Source organism: Neoroseomonas alkaliterrae (assembly GCF_014199195.1).
In the GTDB taxonomy this organism is placed as follows: Bacteria; Pseudomonadota; Alphaproteobacteria; order Acetobacterales; family Acetobacteraceae; genus Neoroseomonas; species Neoroseomonas alkaliterrae.
Genome location: NZ_JACIJE010000002.1, coordinates 415,882 through 435,980 on the forward strand (window position 1 = coordinate 415,882; position 20,099 = coordinate 435,980).

20 protein-coding genes and 1 tRNA gene are annotated in these 20,099 nt (G+C 72.3%); 8 read left to right on the top strand and 13 right to left on the bottom strand.

The window, feature by feature from the left end; translation table 11 throughout:
* The first annotated feature begins 24 nt into the window (after positions 1-24).
* Positions 25-597 (top strand): GNAT family N-acetyltransferase, encoded by a 573-nt coding sequence (locus FHS88_RS05385; protein WP_184482068.1) that lies wholly within the window; start codon positions 25-27, stop codon positions 595-597.
* Positions 598-693: 96 nt separating this feature from the next.
* On the opposite strand, the gene FHS88_RS05390 is transcribed toward FHS88_RS05385, so the two are convergent.
* The 5 genes from FHS88_RS05390 to ppa form a co-directional block, all read right to left on the bottom strand.
* On the bottom strand, positions 694-1,320 hold the full coding sequence (locus tag FHS88_RS05390) for a redoxin domain-containing protein (RefSeq protein WP_184482070.1): 627 nt from the start codon (positions 1,318-1,320) through the stop codon (positions 694-696).
* Positions 1,320-3,383: a protein-disulfide reductase DsbD family protein gene (locus tag FHS88_RS05395; protein WP_246419474.1), complete on the bottom strand. Its 2,064-nt coding sequence runs from the start codon at positions 3,381-3,383 to the stop codon at positions 1,320-1,322. The genes FHS88_RS05390 and FHS88_RS05395 overlap by 1 nt, the downstream gene beginning before the upstream one ends.
* Before the next feature lie 102 nt (positions 3,384-3,485).
* Complete coding sequence (locus tag FHS88_RS05400) at positions 3,486-4,202, bottom strand: MgtC/SapB family protein (RefSeq protein ID WP_184482074.1); 717 nt, start codon at positions 4,200-4,202, stop codon at positions 3,486-3,488.
* 137 nt (positions 4,203-4,339) lie between these two features.
* Entirely contained in the window at positions 4,340-6,463 is a 2,124-nt protein-coding gene (locus FHS88_RS05405) for a sodium-translocating pyrophosphatase (protein WP_184482076.1), read from the bottom strand.
* A gap of 180 nt (positions 6,464-6,643) precedes the next feature.
* Positions 6,644-7,168, bottom strand: coding sequence for an inorganic diphosphatase (ppa, locus tag FHS88_RS05410; protein ID WP_184482078.1), 525 nt, complete (start codon positions 7,166-7,168; stop codon positions 6,644-6,646).
* A gap of 142 nt (positions 7,169-7,310) precedes the next feature.
* On the opposite strand from ppa, the gene FHS88_RS05415 reads away from it, so the two are divergent.
* Positions 7,311-7,383 (top strand) — tRNA-Ile (locus FHS88_RS05415).
* 172 nt (positions 7,384-7,555) lie between these two features.
* Here FHS88_RS05415 and FHS88_RS05420 read toward each other — a convergent pair.
* On the bottom strand, positions 7,556-7,810 hold the full coding sequence (locus FHS88_RS05420; RefSeq protein WP_184482080.1) for a hypothetical protein: 255 nt from the start codon (positions 7,808-7,810) through the stop codon (positions 7,556-7,558).
* Positions 7,811-7,967: 157 nt separating this feature from the next.
* Between FHS88_RS05420 and ettA the strand changes: the two genes are divergently transcribed.
* On the top strand, positions 7,968-9,647 hold the full coding sequence (gene ettA, locus FHS88_RS05425; RefSeq protein ID WP_184482082.1) for an energy-dependent translational throttle protein EttA: 1,680 nt from the start codon (positions 7,968-7,970) through the stop codon (positions 9,645-9,647).
* Between the two features lie 89 nt (positions 9,648-9,736).
* Positions 9,737-10,261, top strand: coding sequence for a GNAT family N-acetyltransferase (locus tag FHS88_RS05430; protein WP_184482084.1), 525 nt, complete (start codon positions 9,737-9,739; stop codon positions 10,259-10,261).
* A gap of 16 nt (positions 10,262-10,277) precedes the next feature.
* On the opposite strand, the gene FHS88_RS05435 is transcribed toward FHS88_RS05430, so the two are convergent.
* The 3 genes from FHS88_RS05435 to FHS88_RS05445 all read right to left on the bottom strand — a co-directional run bounded on the left by FHS88_RS05435 (position 10,278) and on the right by FHS88_RS05445 (position 12,334).
* Positions 10,278-10,730 (bottom strand): hypothetical protein, encoded by a 453-nt coding sequence (locus FHS88_RS05435; protein ID WP_184482086.1) that lies wholly within the window; start codon positions 10,728-10,730, stop codon positions 10,278-10,280.
* 96 nt (positions 10,731-10,826) lie between these two features.
* Positions 10,827-11,459, bottom strand: coding sequence for an MlaC/ttg2D family ABC transporter substrate-binding protein (locus FHS88_RS05440; protein ID WP_184482088.1), 633 nt, complete (start codon positions 11,457-11,459; stop codon positions 10,827-10,829).
* A gap of 35 nt (positions 11,460-11,494) precedes the next feature.
* A complete protein-coding gene (locus FHS88_RS05445; RefSeq protein WP_184482090.1) occupies positions 11,495-12,334 on the bottom strand; it encodes an MlaA family lipoprotein in 840 nt (279 codons plus the stop codon).
* Between the two features lie 194 nt (positions 12,335-12,528).
* Between FHS88_RS05445 and metF the strand changes: the two genes are divergently transcribed.
* Positions 12,529-13,461, top strand: a complete 933-nt coding sequence (gene metF, locus FHS88_RS05450; RefSeq protein ID WP_184482092.1) for a methylenetetrahydrofolate reductase — start codon at positions 12,529-12,531, stop codon at positions 13,459-13,461.
* A 28-nt stretch (positions 13,462-13,489) separates the two neighbouring features.
* Here the strand turns inward: metF and FHS88_RS05455 are convergent, their stop codons facing one another.
* Positions 13,490-14,308, bottom strand: coding sequence for a hypothetical protein (locus FHS88_RS05455; protein ID WP_338146419.1), 819 nt, complete (start codon positions 14,306-14,308; stop codon positions 13,490-13,492).
* A 174-nt stretch (positions 14,309-14,482) separates the two neighbouring features.
* Between FHS88_RS05455 and FHS88_RS05460 the strand changes: the two genes are divergently transcribed.
* From FHS88_RS05460 to FHS88_RS05470, 3 genes are read left to right on the top strand one after another with little or no spacing between them, the layout of a single operon-like run.
* The gene (locus tag FHS88_RS05460) at positions 14,483-14,983 is read left to right on the top strand and encodes a pentapeptide repeat-containing protein (RefSeq protein ID WP_184482094.1); all 501 of its coding nucleotides are present in this window, start codon (positions 14,483-14,485) and stop codon (positions 14,981-14,983) included.
* Between the two features lie 19 nt (positions 14,984-15,002).
* Positions 15,003-17,195, top strand: a complete 2,193-nt coding sequence (locus tag FHS88_RS05465) for an ATP-dependent helicase (RefSeq protein ID WP_246419476.1) — start codon at positions 15,003-15,005, stop codon at positions 17,193-17,195.
* Entirely contained in the window at positions 17,195-18,121 is a 927-nt protein-coding gene (locus FHS88_RS05470; RefSeq protein ID WP_184482098.1) for a 50S ribosomal protein L11 methyltransferase, read from the top strand. Before FHS88_RS05465 ends, FHS88_RS05470 begins: the two co-directional genes overlap by 1 nt.
* Here the strand turns inward: FHS88_RS05470 and FHS88_RS05475 are convergent.
* From FHS88_RS05475 to FHS88_RS05485, 3 genes are all read right to left on the bottom strand, one after another.
* Positions 18,105-18,392: a hypothetical protein gene (locus tag FHS88_RS05475; RefSeq protein WP_184482100.1), complete on the bottom strand. Its 288-nt coding sequence runs from the start codon at positions 18,390-18,392 to the stop codon at positions 18,105-18,107. The genes FHS88_RS05470 and FHS88_RS05475 overlap by 17 nt on opposite strands.
* Positions 18,393-18,468: 76 nt before the next feature.
* Positions 18,469-19,581, bottom strand: coding sequence for an LLM class flavin-dependent oxidoreductase (locus tag FHS88_RS05480; RefSeq protein ID WP_184482102.1), 1,113 nt, complete (start codon positions 19,579-19,581; stop codon positions 18,469-18,471).
* 110 nt (positions 19,582-19,691) lie between these two features.
* The gene (locus tag FHS88_RS05485; protein ID WP_184482104.1) at positions 19,692-20,054 is read right to left on the bottom strand and encodes a DUF1127 domain-containing protein; all 363 of its coding nucleotides are present in this window, start codon (positions 20,052-20,054) and stop codon (positions 19,692-19,694) included.
* Positions 20,055-20,099 lie beyond the last annotated feature (45 nt).

Consider the following 20,099-nt stretch of genomic DNA (forward strand, 5'->3'; position numbering starts at 1 on the left):
CGGCGCGGGAGGGAGGCATGAAGCATGGCGAGCACCACCGCCGAACCCGTCCAGCAGGTGCAGGTGGATGTCACCTTCCTGCGCATGGACGCGCCGCCTGCCGGCCCGCCGCACCCGCTGCCGCCGGGCGTGCGGGTGGAGCAGGCGCGGCGCTGCTCGGTGCCCTTCTACCGCTACCTCTACGACACGGTGGGCGAGCCCTGGCTGTGGTGGATGCGCCGGACCGCGAGCGACGCCGAGCTCGCGGCGCTGCTCGCGCTGCCCGCCATCTCGATCCATGTGCTGATGCAGGATGGCGAGCCCGCGGGGTTCTACGAGCTCGACCGCCGCGCGCCGCATGCGGTCAACCTCGCCTATTTCGGCCTGATGCCCTGGGCGATCGGGACCGGCCTCGGCCGCGCCTTCCTGCGCCACGCGGTGGACACGGCCTGGACGGCCGGGCGGCCGGCGGTGACGGTGAACACCTGCACCGCGGACCATCCGCGCGCGCTGCCCACCTACCTCGCCGCCGGCTTCCAGCGGCTGCGGACGGTGCGGGAGACATGGCCCGTGCCGAGGCGGCTCGGGCTCAAGGTGCCGGCGCATCTCGCAGGCTGATGCCCTGCGGAGAAAGGATCGGGCTTTTCCCGCAGGGCATCAGGAGTTGGTGCCGCGCGCGGCCGCCCTCCCAGCCGCGAGCGCGGTCACGCTGCCTCAGGCGTCCACATACTTGATGGCGCAGCCATAGGCCTGGGTGCTCGCGCGCGCGACCGGGCGGCCCTCGATCACCGCGAGCATGGCGTCGCGCAGGAAGGGCTCGGCGCGGGCCACGTCCTCCACGCGGGAGGAGCGGATCGAGTCGATCCCGCCCATGTAGCGCAGCACGCCATCGGCCGAGATGACGAACATGTGCGGCGTGACCGTCGCCTGGTAGGCGCGCGCGGCGACCGAGCGGTGGTCGAGCAGCACCGCCGCCGGGGCGGCGTTGCGCGCGGCCGTGAGCTCCTTGGCCTGCGGCCCGGTGACGTGCCCCTGCTCGCCGGGCGGGGAGGAGGCGATGGAGAGCCACACCGCGCCGCGCTCGGCCGCGAGGCGCTGCAGCCCCTGCATGTTGTTGCTGTTGTAGTGCTTCCGCACGAAGGGGCAGTCGTGGTTGGTCCATTCCAGCACCACGACCCGGCCGCGGAAATCGGACAGGCGGCGGATGTCGCCATCCTGGTCGGGCAGGGCGAAATCGGGCGCAGGCGCGCCGATGGCCGGCGCGGCGGCAGCGAGGCGCGGCGCGAGCAGAAGGGCGCCGGCGCCCGTGACGGCGGCGCGGCGGGTGATCCTCGTGGTCATCAGGTCGCATCTCCCGGGCTTGTGATGGCCTGCAGCACGATCCCTTCGGTCAGGATCTGCGGCAGCACGACCGGCGCGCCGCCGCGCGCGGGGTAGAAGAGGTAGAGCGGCACGCCCTCGCGCTGGTGCGCGCGCAGCAGGGCGGTGATGGCGGCATCGCCGCGCGTCCAGTCGCCGACGAGGTAGGCGATGTCGCGCTCGGCGAAGACGCGGCGGACGGCATCGGTCTGCAAGGCGACGCGCTCGTTCACCTTGCAGGTGATGCACCAGGCGGCGGTGAGGTTGACGAAGACCGGCCGGCCTTCGGCCCGCAGCGCGGCGACGCGGGCTTCCGACCAGGGCTCGCTGCCGGCATCGGCCGCGCGCGCGGCAGCCGGCGCGGCCCCCTGCACCAGCGGCAACAGGGCGAGCGCACCGGCCACGGCGGCCGCGCCGGCGAGCCGCCCGAAGCGCCCGCCCGAGCGCTGCGCGAGGCCCCAGGCCCAGGCGCCGAAGCCGATCAGCACACCGCCGGCCAGCACCATCAGCACGGCCGAGGGCCCGGCCTGCTCGGCCAGCACCCAGACCAGCCAGGCGGCGGCCGCATACATCGGGAAGGCGAGGCCCTGCTTCAGCCGCTCCATCCACAGCCCCGGCCGCGGCAGCAGCCGCGCGAGGCCGGGTGCCACACCCAGCAGCGCATAGGGCAGCGCCATGCCGAGGCCGAGGAAGGCGAACACCGTCAGCGCCTCCGCCGTGCCCATGGCGAGGGCGGCGCCGATCGCTGCGGCCATGAAGGGCGCCGTGCAGGGGGTGGCGACCAGCGCGGCCAGCGCCCCGGTGAAGAAGGATCCCGCATGCCCGCCCCTGGCCGCGAGCGAGCCGCCCGCCGCGACCGGACCGCCGATGGCGAAGACGCCCGAGAGGTTCAGCCCCACCGCCAGCATCAGCCAGGCCATGCCGGCGACAAAGGCGGGCGAGGTGAACTGGAAGCCCCAGCCCGCCACGCCGCCGGCCGCCCGCAGCGCCACCAGCAGGCCGCCGATCGCGAGGAAGGACAGCACCACCCCGGCCGTGTAGGAGGCCGCATGCGCCCGCACCGCCCCCTGCGCCGCGCCGGACAGCCGCGCGAGCGCCATCGCCTTCATGGCGAGGATGGGAAAGACGCAGGGCATCAGGTTGAGGATCAGCCCGCCGAGGGCTGCGAACAGCGCCGCCTGCCACAGCGGCAGCCCCGCCCCGCCGCCCGCCGGCACCGCCCCGGGCACCGCCGAGACCAGATAGGCCCCGCGCACCCCGGCCGCATCGGTGATGGCGACGATGCCCTCAACGCGCGCGGGCAGGGCCTCCGCCTGCCCGCGGGTGAGGCCGAGGCGCAAGGCGCCGTTCCGCACGCTCAGCGGCTGCGGCGCGGCATTGTCGATCACGCCCCATTCGACGGGGAAGAAGAAGGCCTCCCGCACCGCGCCGGGAGCGATGTCGGGGCCGGCAATCTCGATCGCGCCGGCCTGGCCGGAGAAGCCCAGCCTGGCGGCGAAGGGGGAGGGGCGGGCCTCGGCGGCCTCGGCGCGGGTGAAGAGGGGCGCCGTGGCGGCCGCGGGGCGCGGCGCGGCCTCGACCGGGATGTCGAGGCGGAAGGAGCCTTCCTCGGGGATGCAGATGCGCTCGCAGACCAGCCAGTGGCCTTCGGCGGAAACGGTGAAGGTCTGCCCGGGCGCGAGGCCGGCGGGCGCGGTGACCGGGATGATGAAGACCGGCTCGCCCTCGTAGCCGAAATTGACCAGCGGGCCGTAGGGGATGCGCTCGGGCGCGGGGAAGCGCATCGGCTCGGCGCGCGCGCCCTCGGGCAGGGTCAGGCTCACCTCCGGGGGCTGGCCGGCATCGCCCGGATTGATCCAGTAGGTATGCCAGCCGGGCGCGAGGCGCTGGCGCAGCGCGAGGCGGAAGGACTGGCCCGGCGCGATCGCCTCGTGGTCGGCGATGAGCGTGACGGTCGCGCGTTCTGAGGAGACGGGCGCGGATTCGAGGGCCTGCGCCATGGGCGCGAGCGCGAGAAGCGCGGCCAGCGTGGTGAGCACCCGCATCATGGAGTCTATGAAGGGCACCGGGCGGGCGGGCACAAGCCCCCATCGCGCCGCATCACGGGATTGTCGCGGCCCGCGCCCCGGCCAGGGGCGCGCGGGGTTCTAGTCGAGCGAGGCGCTCTCCCAGGCCGCGTGGCGGATCCCGGGGTGGCGGGCCACCTCGGCCACCACCGCGTCGAGTTCGCCCGGAACGGCCGTGGTCGAGGTGAGCAGGGCGGTGATCTCGAGCAGATCGTCGCCGAGCGGCGTCACCTCGATGTCCGCGACCGGGTAGTGGGCGGCCTGCAGGCGCTCGATGACATGCCGGCGCGCGGCGGCGAGGTGCTGCGGGTCGGTGGTGGCGCGGAGTTCGATGCGGAGCTCGCCCGTCGCCTGGTCGAGCGGCCGGCGTTCCATCCGGCTCACCACCGGGCGCAGCAGCGTGTTGCCGGCCAGCACGAAGGCGGTGATCAGCACCGCCTCGACCAGCAGATCCGCCCCGGCGGCGGCGCCGATCGCGGCCGAGCACCACAGCGTCGCCGCCGTGTTCAGGCCGCGGATGTTCGTTCCCTCCTTCATGATGACGCCGGCGCCGAGGAAGCCGATGCCCGAGACCACGTAGGAGATGACGCGCACCGCCTCGGCATCGCCGGCGAGGCGGTGGCCGATGTCCACGAAGGCCGCCGCCCCCACCGCGACCAGCGTGTTGGTCCTGAGCCCCGCGCTGCGCTGGCGGTATTGCCGCTCCATGCCGACCAGCGTGCCCAGCACGAAGGCCGTCAGCAGGCTGAGGATGCTGTCGAGGATGGCGAGGAGATGGATGGTGGTGAGGAAACGCACGCAGGGCTCCGCAGTCGGCCGGTGGGGCGGAGGACCCTCTAGCGGGGGCGCGCGGGGCGCGGGAAGCGTGTCACGCAAACGTCACGGCCGGCGGGCGCGCGAGGCACCCGCCGGCCGCAGGGCACGGGCCTTGCCCGTCAGCTGTGCGCCAGCATCGCGAGCAGCATCAGCGCCACGATGTTGGTGATCTTGATCATCGGGTTCACCGCCGGGCCGGCGGTGTCCTTGTAGGGATCGCCCACGGTGTCGCCGGTCACGGCCGCCTTGTGGGCGTCGGATCCCTTGCCGCCGTGGTGGCCGTCCTCGATGTACTTCTTGGCGTTGTCCCAGGCGCCGCCGCCGGTGGTCATGGAGACCGCGACGAAGAAGCCGGTGACGATCACACCGAGCAGCATGGCGCCCAGCGCCTCGAAGGCGGCGGCCTTCCCGCCCACCATCAGGATGCCGAAATAGACCACGATGGGCCCGAGGACCGGCAGCAGCGAGGGGATGATCATCTCCTTGATCGCGGCCTTGGTCAGCATGTCCACCGCGCGGCCGTAATCCGGCTTCTCGGTGCCTTCCATGATGCCGGGCTTGGCGCGGAACTGGGCGCGCACCTCCTCGACCACGCTCATCGCCGCGCGGCCCACCGCCGTCATCGCCATGCCGCCGAAGAGGTAGGGCAGCAGACCGCCGAACAGCAGCCCTACCACCACATAGGGCGAGGAGAGCGAGAAGCTCAGCGTGCCGAGGCCCGCGAAGTAGGGATACTGCGCGGGGTTGGCGATGAAGTAGTTGAGGTCCTGCGTATAGGCCGCGAAGAGCACCAGCGCGCCGAGGCCCGCCGAGCCGATCGCGTAGCCCTTCGTCACTGCCTTGGTGGTGTTGCCCACCGCGTCGAGCGCGTCGGTGGTCTGGCGGATCTCCTTGGGCAGGCCGGCCATCTCGGCGATGCCGCCGGCATTGTCCGTCACCGGGCCGAAGGCGTCGAGCGCGACCACCATGCCCGCGAGCGAGAGCATGGTCGTGACCGCGATGGCGATGCCGTAGAGGCCCGCGAGGCCGTAGGAGATCAACACGCCGAAGATGATCACCAGCGCCGGCAGGGCGGTGGATTCCATCGACACGGCAAGCCCGCGGATCACGTTGGTGCCGTGGCCGGTCACCGAGCTCTCCGCGATGGCCTTCACGGGCCGGAAGTTCGTGCCGGTGTAGTATTCCGTGATCCAGATGATCAGCGCGGTGACCGCGAGGCCCACCACGCCGCACAGGAACAGCGAGAAGGCGCCGAAGGTGCTGCCCGCCGCCGTGGCCGTGCCGAAGCCGAAGATCATGTAGGAGAGCGGCAGCAGCGCCACCAGCGACAGCACGCCGGTCACCGCGAAGCCGCGGTACATCGCCCCCATGATGTTGTTGTTCGCCGGCAGCTTCACGAAGTAGGTGCCGGCGATGGAGGTCACGACGCAGACCGCGCCGATCGCCAGCGGGAAGATCATCCCCGCCTTGAGGAAGTCCGTGCCCGCGAAGGCGATGGCGGCCAGCACCATGGTCGCGACCATGGTCACGGCGTAGGTCTCGAACAGGTCGGCGGCCATGCCGGCGCAGTCGCCCACATTGTCGCCCACGTTGTCGGCGATGGTCGCCGGGTTGCGGGGGTCGTCCTCGGGGATGCCGGCCTCGACCTTGCCGACCATGTCGCCGCCGACATCCGCACCCTTGGTGAAGATGCCGCCGCCAAGACGGGCGAAGATCGAGATCAGCGAGGCGCCGAAGCCGAGCGCCACCAGCGCGTCGATCACCGTGCGGCTGTTGGGATCGAGCCCGCCGATCACCACCAGCAGGAAGAAGTAGACCGCGACGCCGAGCAGCGCGCCGCCGGCCACCAGCATGCCGGTGATCGCACCCGACTTGAACGCCACGTCGAGCCCGCCGGCGAGCGAGCCGATCGCCGCCTGGGCCGTACGCAGGTTGGCGCGCACCGAGACGTTCATGCCGATGAAGCCGGCCACGCCCGAGAGCACGGCGCCGAGCAGGAAGCCGACCGCCACCGCGAGGCCGAGCCGCCAGGCCACCAGCACGAACAGCACCGCGCCGACGATGGCGATGGTGGTGTATTGCCGCTTGAGGTATGCGCTCGCGCCTTCCTGGATCGCCTTGGCGATCTCCTGCATGCGCTCGTTGCCCGGATCGCGCGAGAGCACGTCGCGGGCGGTGATGACGCCGTAGGCGATGGACAAGGCCCCGAGCGCGATCACGATGATCAGCCAGACGGTCAGCAAGTTCTGGACTCCCCCTGAACAGCGAAGACGCGGTCTCCCGGCCGCATTCGGCCGCCGCGCCGCCCGGGGTGCGGGGCATGTGGCCCCGGCCCGGGCGGCGCGCACGGTCCCACGGCCTCTCTAATGAGGGAAGGGGGCGCGGCGCAACGGGGGCGGGGGGCGCCGGCGCCCCCGGGGGGGTCAGCGGGCGCGCTCGATCGCGTCCTGGATCAGTTTCCGCGCATCCTCGGCCCCGCCCCAGCCCAGGACCTTCACCCACTTGCCGGGCTCGAGGTCCTTGTAGTGCTCGAAGAAGTGCTGGATCTGCTCGAGCGTGATCTGCGGCAGGTCGGTGTAGTTCGCGATCCTGGCGTAGCGCTGGGTCAGCTTCGGCATGGGCACGGCGATGATCTTCTCGTCCCCGCCGCCGTCATCCTCCATCCGCAGCACGCCCACGGGCCGGACGTTGATGACCGCGCCCGGAATGATGGGCCGGGTATTGGCCACCAGCACGTCGATCGGGTCGCCGTCCTCCGAGAGGGTATGCGGCACGAAGCCGTAGTTCCCCGGGTAGCGCATCGGCGTGTAGAGGAAGCGGTCCACGAAGAGCGTCCCCGCGGCCTTGTCCATCTCGTACTTGATGGGCTCGCCGCCGACCGGGACCTCGATGATGACGTTGACGTCCTCGGGCGGGTTCTTGCCGATCGGGATGGCGTCTATGCGCATGAAGGCCTCTGCTCAGGGCTGAATCGCGGCGGCTGGTAGCAGAGCGCGGCGGCGCGGTCTATTGCGGTGCAGCATGGCTCGCGCGCGGCCCGGCGGCCGGATTTGATTTCCTGCCCGGCCGCGGGCAATCAGGCAGGCGCATGGGCCTGTAGCTCAATGGTCAGAGCGGGCCGCTCATAACGGTCTGGTTGCAGGTTCGAGTCCTGCCGGGCCCATGCCGGCGGACATGCCCGGTGCCGGGCATTCGGCGCTGAGGCTCGCCCGGCCGGCGTGCTGGCGCGGCGGGCCGGGGCGCCAAAATCCCGGCGGACCCTCCGGACCCGGGCGATCGCGGGGAACCCGGCCGCGCCTGATCGCGCATCCGTCCCGGAGCCAGCGAATGGGCGCCTAGCGACCCGCCGACCTGTGCGACAGCACCGCGAGCACCACCCCGCCGGCCAGCCATATCCCGGCCGCGACTCCGGGCCCCGGCCAGGCCGAGGCCGCCGTGCCGGCCCCGCCGGCCTCCATGCCCATGTAGATGCCGACGGCCCGCGTCAGCGCGACCAGGAACCAGACCGTCATCGCCAGATGGAAGGCGGCCACCACCCAGCGCAGCGTGGACCGCCGGGGCGGGCGCGGGGTGTCGTCGGGATCCTGCATGGCATGGCCTTGTCCGTGCTGCCGCCCCGGCTAGACCCCGCCCGCGCGCTTGTCCATGCGCGAGCGCAATCCCCGCCCGGGGGCCGAGCCTTGGCGCGGGCGGCGGCGGGCCGTAGAACCCGCGCCAACCCTTTCCCGATTGCAGGTCCCCCGCGCCATGGCCGCCTACCAGTACGTCTACGTGATGAAGAACCTCACCAAGTCCTATCCGGGCGGGCGCGAGGTTTTCAAAGGCATCACCCTCTCCTTCCTGCCGGGCGTGAAGATCGGCGTGCTCGGCCCGAACGGCGCCGGCAAGTCCACGCTGATGCGGATCATGGCGGGCCAGGACAAGGAGTTCGGCGGCGAGGCCTGGGCCGCGGAGGGCGTGCGCGTCGGCTACCTCTCGCAGGAGCCGCAACTCGACCCGAACCTGACGGTGGGCGAGAACGTGCGCGCCGCCTTCGCCGAACTGAACGGCTGGCTGCACCGCTTCAACGAGATCTCGATGAAGTTCGCCGAGGAGATGAGCGAGGAGGAGATGAACGCCCTTCTCGCCGAGCAGGCCGAGCTGCAGGAGAAGATCGACGCCGCCAATGGCTGGGAGATCGACCGCCAGGTGGACATCGCGCTCGACGCGCTGCGCTGCCCGCCGGCCGACAGCCCGGTGACCAACCTCTCGGGCGGGGAGCGGCGGCGCGTCGCGCTCTGCCGCCTGCTGCTGGAGAAGCCCGACCTGCTGCTGCTCGACGAGCCGACCAACCACCTCGACGCGGAATCGGTGGCCTGGCTCGAGCGCACGCTGAAGGACTACGCGGGCACGGTGCTGATCGTCACCCACGACCGCTACTTCCTCGACAACGTGACGGGCTGGATCCTCGAGATCGACCGCGGGCGGGGCATCCCCTACGAGGGCAACTACTCGACCTACCTCGAGCAGAAGCGCAAGCGGCTGGCGCAGGAGGAGCGGGAGGAGACCGCCCGCCAGCGCCAGCTCGCCGAGGAGCGCGAGTGGATCGGCCGCTCGCCCGCCGCCCGCCAGGCGAAGTCCAAGGCGCGCATCGCGGCCTACGAGGAACTGCTGCGCAAGAGCCAGGAGAAGGCGCCCGATCCGACCGAGATCGTCATCCCGCCGGCGCCGCGCCTGGGCAGCACCGTGATCGTGGCGGAGCATCTCTCCAAGGGTTACGGCGACCGGCTGCTGATCGACGATCTCTCCTTCAAGCTGCCGCCCGGCGGCATCGTCGGCGTGATCGGACCGAACGGCGCCGGCAAGACCACGCTGTTCCGCATGATCACGGGGCAGGAGAAGCCGGACTCGGGCGCGCTGACCATCGGCGATTCGGTGAAGCTCGGCTACGTGGACCAGAGCCGCGACAGCCTGAACGACAACAACACCGTCTGGGAGGAGATCTCGGGCGGCGAGGACGTCATCACCATCGGCAAGCGCAGCGTGCCCTCGCGCGCCTATGTCGCGGCCTTCAACTTCAAGGGCGGGGACCAGCAGAAGAAGGTCGGCCAGCTCTCGGGCGGCGAGCGCAACCGCGTCCACCTCGCGAAGATGCTGAAGAAGGAGCACAACGTGCTCCTGCTCGACGAGCCGACCAACGACCTCGATGTCGAGACGCTGCGCGCGCTCGAGAATGCGCTGATGGATTTCGCGGGCTGCGCGGTCATCATCTCGCACGACCGCTTCTTCCTCGACCGCCTCGCGACGCACATCCTCGCCTTCGAGGGCGACAGCCATGTCGAGTGGTTCGAGGGGAACTTCGAGAGCTACGAGGAGGACAAGCGACGCCGGCTCGGGGACGCGGCGACCGATCCGCACCGGATCAGGTACAAGCCTCTCGCGCGGTAGCAGCGCCGGGGGAGGGGGCCTCCCCCGGGGCCTGCCGGTCTTTGTCTGTCAGCGGGATGGCGCGCGCGCCCATCCCGCGGGGGGTGCCCATGAGCGCGGCGATCAACGCCCTGAAGTCATCGCGGATCGTCAGCACGGAGCGGCTGATGATGATCCCGCCCGGGCGGGAGAACCTGCCCGACCTCGTGCGCCTGAAGGCCGACGAGCGCGTCTTCGGCTGGATGCTGCACGGCACCCGCACGCCCGAGCGCACCGCCGAGGAGCTCGAGGACGACGCCGATTTCTGGGAGGTGCGCGGCTACGGCACCTGGTGCGTCTTCGAGCGCGCGAGCGGCGAGTTCCTCGGCATATGCGGCTTCATGGAGCGCCCGGACGGGCGCGGCGTCGCGCTGCGCTACGCGCTGTGGCCCGAATGCCGCGGCAAGGGCTATGCGCGGGAGGCGGCGCGGGCGGCGCTGGCCTTCGGCCATCGCGCCGGCCTCGCGCGCATCATCGCCATCGCGCGGGAGGAGAACCTCGCCTCGCGCGCCGTGCTGGCCGATATCGGCATGGTCCCGGCCGGCGAGTTCCGCCACCAGGGCCACCGCATGCTGGTCTTCGAGAGCCGGGCCTGACGCCGCCCGCGCGGGATCAGTCCAGGCTCTGGGGCCAGCCGATGAAGATGCCGACATCGCCGGGCATCCCGCCGGGGAAGTCGATGATCCGGGCGGAGAAGGTGAAGCCGCCGGGGGCGAGCTCACGCTCCCACCACTCGTAGATCTTGTGGAACACGCCGGGCAGCGTGTCCTGCCAGCCTTCGAGGTGGTTGTTGATCCTCCGGCCGCCATCCTCGCAGATGACGGAGGGGAACTTGACCAGCATCAGCTCCTTCTCGCCGGCCTCGAAGGCCTTGCGGATGCGCGCGAGCGCGCGCTGCCGGTCCTCCTCGGTGATCTCGTAGGTCTGCACGCGCTCGGTGAAGGCGAGCAGGTCGGCCTTCTTCTGGGCCTCGGCCGCCTCGGCCTCGGCGCGGCGGCGGGCCGCCTCGGCGGCGCGGGCGGCGAAGAGGTCCGCGACGCGCAGGCTGGGGCGCAGATCGGCCATGGGCGCTCTCCGTTCGGGTCGCACGGAGCGCAGCCTACACGAAGGCCCTCGCCTCGCGTTGATCTCGCGCAGATTCGGCGCCGGGGCGCCGGAGGGTCAGCCGCGCGTCTCGCGCGCCGCGAGCTGGGCGACCTGGTTGCGCATCGCCTCGAGCAGCGCCGACACGCGCCCGCCGCCGCGCTGGATCACCGCCGCATACTCGCTGCGCGTGGTCAGCCGGAGCGAGGTGCCCTCGGCGATGACATCCACCACCTTGAGCTGGCCGCCGATCTCGGCCACGCGCCAGTCGAGCGCGAAGGGCGCGCTGTTGGGCCGCTCGATGATGGTCGTCACCAGCGCATCCTCCTCCGTCCGCTGCTGGCTGCGGCCGAGGGAGAAGCGCACGCCGCGGTACTCGCCGAAGCGGGCGGAGAGGTTGCGCACGATGATGTCGTCGAACAGCCGGTTGTATTCGGCGAGCTCGGCCGGGCTCGCCTGCCGGACATGGCGGCCGAGGATGAAGCGGCCCGTGCCCTCGATGTCGATGGTCCGGCGCAGCACGGCGGCCACGCGCTCGCGCCGCGCGGGGAGGTCGAGGCGCGGGTCGTTGATGGCCGCCACCAGTTCGTTGCCGGCGGCCTCGATGAAGGCGGCGGCGCGGGCGATGTCCACCGCGGCGCGGCCAGGAGTGGACAGGGCCAGGAGCCCGGCGGCGGCGGGCAGGGCGGCAAGGACGAGACGGCGTTTCATGGCGCGGATATGGGGGCTGGCGGCGGGGAATCGAGTCACGGCGCGCGGGGCGGGGCGGGGCGCGCGACCGGGGCGGCCGGGGCCGTGACGCCCTGGCCGAAGCCGGTCACGCCGGCCGGCGCCACCACCTGGCCTGCCGGGGATTCCTGGTTGCGGATCTCGAAGGCCCGGCGCTGGCGATAGGCCGAGCGCAGGGTGGAATAAGGGTCGAGCGAGGTTGCGCGCACCTGGTCGATGGGTTCGAGCAGCGCCTCGCGCGTGTCCACCACCGTCAGGCCGAGACGAACCCAGCCCGCGGCGTCCACCGCCGCCCCCTGGCCGAGCCAGGTCAGCGGGTTGATCGCCATGTCCACCCCCTGGCCGAGCAGGTCGCGCGGGGAGGAGGGGCCGAGGAGGGGGAGGAACATGTAGAAGCCCTCCCCCACGCCCCAGACCGCGAGGGTCTGGCCGAAATCCTCCGAATGGCCGGGCACGCCCCAGTCCCGCGAGACGTCGAGCAGCCCGCCGATCCCGAGGGTCGAGTTCACCATGAAGCGGCCGAGCGTGATCCGCGCCCGGGTCACGTTGCCCTGCAGGAGGTCGTTGGCGAGGATGACCGGGGCGCGGAGGTTGCCCAGGGCATTGCGGATGCCGTTGCGCACCGGCTGGGGCAGCAGGTCGCGATAGGTTTCGGCGATCGGCTGCAGCACGAAGCGGTCCGCCACCTCGTGGATCTCGAACAGCACGCGATTGGCGGGCTCGAAGGGGTCGTTCGTCTCGCGGAACTCCGCCACCGCCTCCGGGTCGTCGGCCGGCGGGGGTGTGGCGCAGGCGGCGGCGAGCAGCGCGAGGGCGAGCAGCGACGCCCGCTGCATGGCGGGTCGGAAGCGGAACATGGCGGGGCCATACACCGGGCGGCCGCCCCTTGGGAACCATGCGATGCCGCATCGGGCCCCGCGCCGGACGCCGGGCACTCTCCCGGGCACCGGGTCGGGGGCGGCGGGCTTCGAGGAAACCTTGCCTTGCGCCACGAGGTGCGCGAGAGGAACGGCCCGCTGCGCTGCGGCATCGAGGATCGAGGATCGAACGGATGAACCAGGCCCTGTCCGGAACGCTGGCCCGCTGGCTGACGGGCCCCCGCGTCGCGGGCCTGCCCGCCCCGGCGCAGATGCCGGCTCCCCGCCTGTCCTTCGAGTTCTTCCCGCCCAAGACCGAGAAGCTCGAGGAGCAGCTCTGGGCCTGCATCCGCCGGCTCGAGCCGCTGGCCCCGCGTTTCGTCTCGGTCACCTACGGCGCCGGCGGCTCGACCCAGGAGCGGACCCACCAGACGGTGGCCCGCATCGTCGCCGAGACCTCCCTGACGCCGGCCGCCCACCTGACCTGCGTCGGCGCCACGCGCGAGGAGGTGGACGCGGTGGCCCGCCGCTACTGGGAGGCCGGGGTGCGCCACATCGTCGCGCTGCGCGGGGATCCGCCGGCCGGCGCCTCCCGCTACGAGCCGCATCCGGGCGGCTACGCCCAGGCCGAGGACCTGGTGCGCGGCCTGAAGCGCATCGCCGATTTCGAGATCAGCGTCGGCGCCTATCCCGAGACGCATCCGGCCGCGCTCTCGGCGGAGGCCGACCTCGACTTCCTCAAGCGCAAGATCGATGCGGGCGCGACGCGCGCCATCACCCAGTACTTCTTCGACACCGAGACCTATCTGCGCTTCCTCGACCGCTGCCTCGCCAAGGGCATCACGGTGCCGATCGTGCCGGGTATCCTGCCGGTGTCGAACTTCCAGCAGGTGGTGAAGTTCAGCGCCATGTGCGGCGCGAGCGTGCCCGCCTGGATGGGCCAGCTCTTCGAGGGCCTCGAGGAGGATGTGGAGACGCGCCGCATGGTCGCGGCGGTGGTCGCGGCCGAGCAGGTGCGCCTGCTGCAGGCGAACGGCGTGGACGAGTTCCACTTCTACACGCTGAACCGGCCGGATCTGACCTACGCCATCGCGCACATCCTGGGCGCGCGGCCCCGCCGCGGCTGACGACGGGCGGACCCGGGTCCGCCGGGCATCAGGACTTGCGCAGCCTCCGGTAGACCGGCCCGAGCAGGAAGGGGCTCAGGAACAGCGGGAACTGGCAGAGCGCGAAGAAGATCAGGATGCGCTCGTCCGTCGCCGCCGGCAGCACCGCGAGGTAGAGCGCCATGTTCCGGTTGCCCGCGAGCAGCCCGCCCGCCAGCGCCACCCGCCGCCCGGCCGGCAGGAAGGCGAGCGCCGTCAGCAGGTTCATTCCCGCATTGCCCGCGAAGGCGAGGGCGAGGCCGCCCAGCATCCAGGCGGGCTCGGCCAGCAGCTTCGCCAGGATGCCGTCCATCACGCCGAAGCCGTAGAGCACCACCAGCCAGACCACGGCGCCATCCACCGCCGGGCCGTAGGTGTGCAGCGTCTCCCGCCGCACCAAGCGCCGGATGGCGATGGAGATCAGCAGCGGCAGCCCCACCACCAGCGCCAGCCGCGTCATCAGCCCTGTGAGCGAGATGGCGAGGTCTATCCCCATCAGCCCGAGCGCCAGCGGCGGCGCGGTGAAGGGCACGAGCAGCGTGGTGACGACCGCGACGACGAGGGAGATCTCCCCATCGAGCCCCACCAGGCGCGCGAAGGCGGGCGAGGAGGTCGCCGCGCAGCCGGTGGCGCTGATCACCAGCGCCGCGCCCAGCGGCCCGTCCAGCCCGGCGGCGAGCGCGACCCCGTAGGCGATGACCGGCATGGCGAGCAGGAGCCAGAAGGTCAGCGCGGCAACCAGGACCGGGCGGCGCAGATAGGCGATGACCTGCGCCGGGTCCACGCGCAGCAGCACGAGCGTCATCAGCCCCGCGACGGTGACGGTCACGACATCCCGGAACAGCGCGGCGAGCGGCGGGATGAACAGCCCGGCGAATATGCCGAGCGCGAGCAGCGCGCCGCCCTGCCGGGCCGACCATTCCAGGAAGCGCAGCGGAGCGAGGATGAGAGAGGTCCCGGGCAGCGGTTGGAGGAGTGCGCCGGAGGTTCTATATCCCCCCTCGTGCGCACGCCATCCTCGCTCCTGACCCTGCTTGCGGGGCTGGCCCTTTCCGCCGGCCCGGCCCTTGCGGGCTGCACGGACCCGCCCGAGCCGCGCGTCGAATGGCGACGCTGCCTGCTCGATTCCGCAGAACTCGCCGGCGCCGACCTCACGGGCGCCTTCCTGCGCGATGCCTCATTCCAGCGCGCCGTGCTGACCGGGGCGAAGCTGGTCGAGGCCGACGCGCAGAATGCGCGCTTCGTCTCGGCGGAGATGGCCGGCGCGGACCTCTCGCGCGCGGTGCTGCGCTCGGCCGACCTGACGCGCGCGAATCTCAGCGGCGCGAAGCTCGCGGGGGCGGATCTGCGCCGCGCGACTCTGTTCCGCACCAACCTCGAAGGGGCGGACCTGACGGGGGCGAACCTTGCCGGCGCGAATCTGGCCGGGGCCATGCTCGGCGGGGCGCGCTGGACCGATGGCCAGCGCGTCTGCGCCGCCGGCTCGGTCGGCAACTGCCAGTGACCTGCCGGGCGCGCGCGCGATGAGCGACGCGGACTACCTCGCCCGCCTCAACCCCGAGCAGCGCGCGGCGGTGGAGGCGGTGGACGGCCCGCTGCTGGTGCTCGCCGGCGCGGGCACCGGCAAGACGCGCGTTCTGACCACGCGCTTCGCGCATATCCTGCTGCAAGGCAGGGCGTATCCGTCGCAGGTGCTCGCCGTCACCTTCACCAACAAGGCGGCGCGGGAGATGCGCGAGCGGGTCTCGGCCATCCTCGGCCAGCCGGCGGAGGGGCTGTGGCTCGGCACCTTCCACGCGCTTGCCGCGCGCATGCTGCGCCGGCATGCCGAGCAGGCCGGGCTGACGCCGGCCTTCACCATCCTCGATGCCGACGACCAGAACCGGCTGCTCAAGCAGGTGATGGAAGCGGCGCGGGTGGACACCAAGCGCTGGCCGGTCAACGGGCTGATGGCGGTGATCCAGCGCTGGAAGGATCGTGGCCTCGCGCCTGCCGCCATCACGCCGGCCGAGGATTCCGACTACGCCGGCGGCCGCGCGACCGAGCTCTACGCCGCCTACCAGGACCGGCTGCGGGCGCTGAACGCCTGCGACTTCGGCGACCTGCTGCTGCATGTGGTGACGCTGCTGCGAAACCACCCCGACATCCTCGCCGAGTACCACCGGCGCTTCCGCTACATCCTGGTGGACGAGTACCAGGACACCAACCTCGTGCAGTATCACTGGCTGCGGCTGCTCGCGCAGGGGCACCGGAACATCTGCTGCGTCGGCGACGACGACCAGTCCATCTATTCCTGGCGCGGCGCCGAGATCGAGAACATCCTCCGCTTCGAAAAGGATTTCCCGGGCGCGCGGATCGTGCGGCTCGAATCCAACTACCGCTCGACCAGGCCCATCCTGGCCGCCGCGGCGGCGCTGATCGCGCACAACACCGGGCGTCTGGGCAAGACGCTGCGCGCCGGGCGCAGCGACGCGGAGGGCGAGAAGGTCCGCGTCGTCTCGCTCTGGGACAGCGAGGAGGAGGCGCGCATGGTGGGCGAGCGCATCGAGGCCGCGCGCCGTTCCGGCCACCCCTTGGGCGAGGTCGCCATCCTGGTGCGCGCGGGCTTCCAGACCCGCGCCTTCGAGGAGCGGCTGATCGTCCTCGGCATCCCCTATCGCGTCGTCGGCGGGGCGCGCTTCTACGAACGGCAGGAGATCCGCGACGCGCTCGCCTATCTGCGCGTGGTGGCCCAGCCGGCCGACGACCTCGCCTTCGAGCGCATCGTGAACCTGCCCAAGCGCGGCCTGGGCGACACGGCGATGGCCGCGATGCACGCCATCGCGCGGGCCGAGGGCATCGCCCTTTCGCTCGCCGCCGCCCGCGCGCTCGAGACCGGCGCGATCAAGCAGGCCAAGGCACGCGAGGCGCTGCGCGACCTGCTGCACGGGTTCGAGCGCTGGCGGGCGCAGAACGCCACCGAGGGCCATGTGGTGATGGCCGCGGCGCTGCTCGACGAATCCGGCTATGCCGCGATGTGGCAGCAGGACAAGTCGCCCGAGGCGCCGGGGCGGCTCGACAACCTCAAGGAACTCGTCCGCGCCATGGGCGAGTTCGAGACCCTCTCGGGCTTCCTCGAGCACGTCTCCCTGGTGATGGAGAATGACGAGGCGGCGGAGGGCGAGCGCGTCTCGCTGATGACGCTGCACGCGGCCAAGGGCCTGGAGTTCGACACGGTGTTCCTGCCGGGCTGGGAGGAAGGGCTGTTCCCCTCCCAGCGCAGCCTCGACGAAGGGGGCGAGAAGGCGCTCGAGGAGGAACGCCGCCTCGCCTATGTCGGCATCACCCGGGCGCGGCGCGTCGCGGTCATCAGCCATGCGGCGAACCGCCGCATCTACGGCAACTGGCAGGCCTCCATCCCCTCGCGCTTCCTCGACGAGCTGCCGGCGGGCGAGATCATCCGCGAGGGCGGCGCGCAGCGCGAGGCGCGCTTCCAGGGCTCGGTCTTCGGCAGCGGCGGGCTGTTCGCGCAGCGCCCGCGCCGCATGATCGAGGCCGGCGCCTGGGAAGTGAAGGAACGCCCGCCCGCGACCGGCGCCTTCGCCGTCGGCGAGCGCGTCTTCCACCAGAAATTCGGCTATGGCCGCATCACCGCGATCGAGGACAACCGCCTCGACATCGCCTTCGAGAAGGCGGGGCCGAAGCGCGTGCTCGACAGTTTCGTGGAGAAGGCCTGATGCGTGCCTCCGGACCCGACGCGCCCGGCGCGCTGTCGCGCCGCCGCGCCGAGCCGCTGGAGGCGCTGGTGATCGAGGGCCTGCCCGAGCACGCCGTGCCGGTCTTTGAGGCGGCGCTGGAGCAGGCCTGCACCACGGTCGCCTATTTCCGCGACGAGGCCACCGACACCTGGCGCCTGGAAGGCGTGCGCGAGGCCGGGGCGCGCGAGGAGGCGCTTGGCGCCGCGCTCGCGCTCGCCGCCGCGGTGGCCGGGATCGCGCCGCCCGCGCTGCAGGTGACGCCGGTCGAGGCCGATGGCTGGCTCGCCCGCACCGTGCAGGCCTTCCCGGAGATGCCGGTCGGCCGGCGTTTCCTGATCCGCCCGACGCATGTGCCGGACCCGGCGACGCATGGCCGGGTGGTGCTGCGGCTGGATGCCGGGCTCGCCTTCGGCTCGGGCGAGCATGCCTCGACCCAGGGCTGCCTGCGCGCCTTCGAGGGCATCGCCCATCGCCGCCCGCGCCGCGTCTGCGATCTCGGCAGCGGGTCCGGCATCCTCGCCATGGCGGCGGCGAAGACGCTGCCCTGCCGGGTGCTCGCGACCGACATCGAGCCCTGGTCGGTGCGCGTGTGCGAGCAGAATGCGCGGATGAACGGGCTCGGGCCGCGGCGGATGCGCGCCATCCTGGCCGATGGCTGGAAGCCGCGCGCGATGAAGGGCGCGCGCTACGACCTGATCTTCGCCAACATCCTCGCGCGCCCGCTCTGCGCCATGGCGCGGGATCTGGCGCTGCACCTCGCCCCCGGGGGCACGGCGATCCTCGCGGGCTTGCTGGGCACGCAGGCGCGCATGGTGCTGGCCGCGCACCGCCGGCAGGGGCTGGTGCTGGAACGGCGCCTCGATGTGGGGCCGTGGACGACGCTGGTGCTCAGGCGCCGCGGCTGATCGCCTCGCGCTGCAGGCGGGCATTGGCTTCGAGGGCCTTGGCGTTCGCCTCGTAGGCGCGCCTGGCCAGGATGCTGTCCGCCAGCGCGCGTTCGACCTCGCCGCTGGCCTGCGCCGCCGTCAGCCCCGCATCGCCGGCGGGCGGGGCGGGCGAGGGATCGGCCGCGCGGGCCGCGCCCTGGGCCGGGTTGGCGATGACGGCGGCGGCCTCGGCGAGCCGGTCCGAGGCGCGCTGCATGCCCTGGAGGGAGGCGGTGAGGGCGATCTGCATCGTCCCATCCTGCGAGGCGTCGGTTAATCGGCGGTGAACGGCGCAGCGCGGACGAGGGGCGAGGCCGTTCCGGCGATCACTCGGCGGCCTTCGCCGTCGCCTCCGCATGCTGGCGCAACCTCGGCATCACCTCCTCGGCGAGGCGCTTCATCGTCTCCGCCTCCCAGGCCGCGTTGATGCCGGACCAGTCGAGCCCGGGCAGCAGCAGGTGCCCGAAAGGCCCCGCCTCCTCGCGCAGCGCCACCAGCCGGTCGAGCACCGTGCGCGGGGAGCCGGCGATGACGCAGGCCTCGATCATGTCCTCCGTGGTCGCGGCCATGGGGTCCATCTCCTCGCGCGGCGTCATGGTGCCGGCGAGACCCGCGCGTTTGGCGAGGCTGCCGAGATAGTCGAAGTAGTAGCGCGTCGCGCCCTCGGGGGCGGTGGCGCGGGCGCGGGCCTCGGCATCGGTGGCGGCGATGACGAGGTTGCGCGCGACCCGCCAGTTGGCGCCATGGACGGGCCGGCCCGCCTCCGCGAGGCCCTTGGCCATGCTGCGCCAATGGCCCGCGAGCACGCGATGCGCCACGAAATTGGCGCTGATCACGCCCCAGCCGCGCGCGGCGGCGACCGTCACGCCATAGGAGTCAGGCTGGCGGGCGGAGATGTGGATGGAGGGCCCGCCGGGTCGGAAGGGCTTCGGCATGAAGCCGACGCCGTAATCGGGCAGCACGGTGCGGCTGAGGCGGATCGGCCAGGTGCGGCCGGGGATGTCGTAGGGCGGGCCGCCGGCCCAGATCGCCTGGATGGTCTCGATCGCCTCGAGCATGCGCTTGCCGCGCTCGATCGGCTCGATGTCCCCGAACAGTTCGAAATCCGAGGCGAGGCCGCCCGCGCCGATGCCGAAGAGCAGCCGCCCGCCCGACATGTGGTCGAACTGCGCGACCTCGGCCGCGACGATGGCCGGGTGGTGGTTCGGCAGGTTGATGACGCCGGTGCCGAAGAGAAGGTTCGTGCGGTGGATCAGCCCCGCCATGAACATCAGCGGCGAGGCGATGGGCTCGGAACTCGCGGAGAAATGCTCGCCGACCCAGAGTTCCCGGAAGCCGAGCCGGTCGGCGAGGAGCGATTTCTCGGTGTCCTCGGCGAGCGTCTCGTGCATCGGCCGCTGCGGCGGGTGCAGCGGCATCATGAACAGGCCGAGATGCATGGCGCGGACGGGCCTCCCTGCGTGACCCGCCCGAGCCTATGGGCTCGCGCCGTTGCTGGAAATGCCCGCGTCCGGCGCGGCTCCCCGGGGGGTGGGCGCCGCGCGCGCCGTCAGGCGGCCCGGGGGGTGGGCCGCTCGCCGGCGTCGTTGGCCGGGCGCGGGGTGAAGCCGGGCTCGAACACCCGGCTGACGTCGTAGCGCGTCATGCCGATGTCCCGCAGCTCGCGGTCCGTCAGCGCGTTCAGCGCCTGGTAGGTGGCGAGGCGCTCGGGGAAGGCCACGATGGCGCGCAGCACGGCGGCGATGGCGCGGCCGGTCGCGCGGAAGGCCTTCCGGATGGCGGCGGCGATGGCCTCGTCGCGGGCGGCGATGGCGGCGAGGCGCAGGGCCTCGATCTCGGCCATGCGGCGGGAGGCGGGGATGGCGGCGGGCAGCAGGAAGGCGGCCTCGGCCTTGGTGATGCGGTCGTCCATGGTTAAGTGTTCCCGGTTGCCGGCTGGTCTGCCGCGCGTGGCGGG

Coding starts and splice junctions, on each gene's coding strand:
- FHS88_RS05385 (WP_184482068.1), top strand. CDS start 25: ATGGCGAGCACCACCGCCGAACCCGTCCAGCAGGTGCAGGTGGATGTC.
- FHS88_RS05390 (WP_184482070.1), bottom strand. CDS start 1,320: ATGACCACGAGGATCACCCGCCGCGCCGCCGTCACGGGCGCCGGCGCC.
- FHS88_RS05395 (WP_246419474.1), bottom strand. CDS start 3,383: ATGCGGGTGCTCACCACGCTGGCCGCGCTTCTCGCGCTCGCGCCCATG.
- ppa (WP_184482078.1), bottom strand. CDS start 7,168: ATGCGCATAGACGCCATCCCGATCGGCAAGAACCCGCCCGAGGACGTC.
- FHS88_RS05420 (WP_184482080.1), bottom strand. CDS start 7,810: ATGCAGGATCCCGACGACACCCCGCGCCCGCCCCGGCGGTCCACGCTG.
- ettA (WP_184482082.1), top strand. CDS start 7,968: ATGGCCGCCTACCAGTACGTCTACGTGATGAAGAACCTCACCAAGTCC.
- FHS88_RS05430 (WP_184482084.1), top strand. CDS start 9,737: ATGAGCGCGGCGATCAACGCCCTGAAGTCATCGCGGATCGTCAGCACG.
- FHS88_RS05435 (WP_184482086.1), bottom strand. CDS start 10,730: ATGGCCGATCTGCGCCCCAGCCTGCGCGTCGCGGACCTCTTCGCCGCC.
- FHS88_RS05440 (WP_184482088.1), bottom strand. CDS start 11,459: ATGAAACGCCGTCTCGTCCTTGCCGCCCTGCCCGCCGCCGCCGGGCTC.
- FHS88_RS05445 (WP_184482090.1), bottom strand. CDS start 12,334: ATGTTCCGCTTCCGACCCGCCATGCAGCGGGCGTCGCTGCTCGCCCTC.
- metF (WP_184482092.1), top strand. CDS start 12,529: ATGAACCAGGCCCTGTCCGGAACGCTGGCCCGCTGGCTGACGGGCCCC.
- FHS88_RS05465 (WP_246419476.1), top strand. CDS start 15,003: ATGAGCGACGCGGACTACCTCGCCCGCCTCAACCCCGAGCAGCGCGCG.
- FHS88_RS05470 (WP_184482098.1), top strand. CDS start 17,195: ATGCGTGCCTCCGGACCCGACGCGCCCGGCGCGCTGTCGCGCCGCCGC.
- FHS88_RS05475 (WP_184482100.1), bottom strand. CDS start 18,392: ATGCAGATCGCCCTCACCGCCTCCCTCCAGGGCATGCAGCGCGCCTCG.
- FHS88_RS05480 (WP_184482102.1), bottom strand. CDS start 19,581: ATGCATCTCGGCCTGTTCATGATGCCGCTGCACCCGCCGCAGCGGCCG.
- FHS88_RS05485 (WP_184482104.1), bottom strand. CDS start 20,054: ATGGACGACCGCATCACCAAGGCCGAGGCCGCCTTCCTGCTGCCCGCC.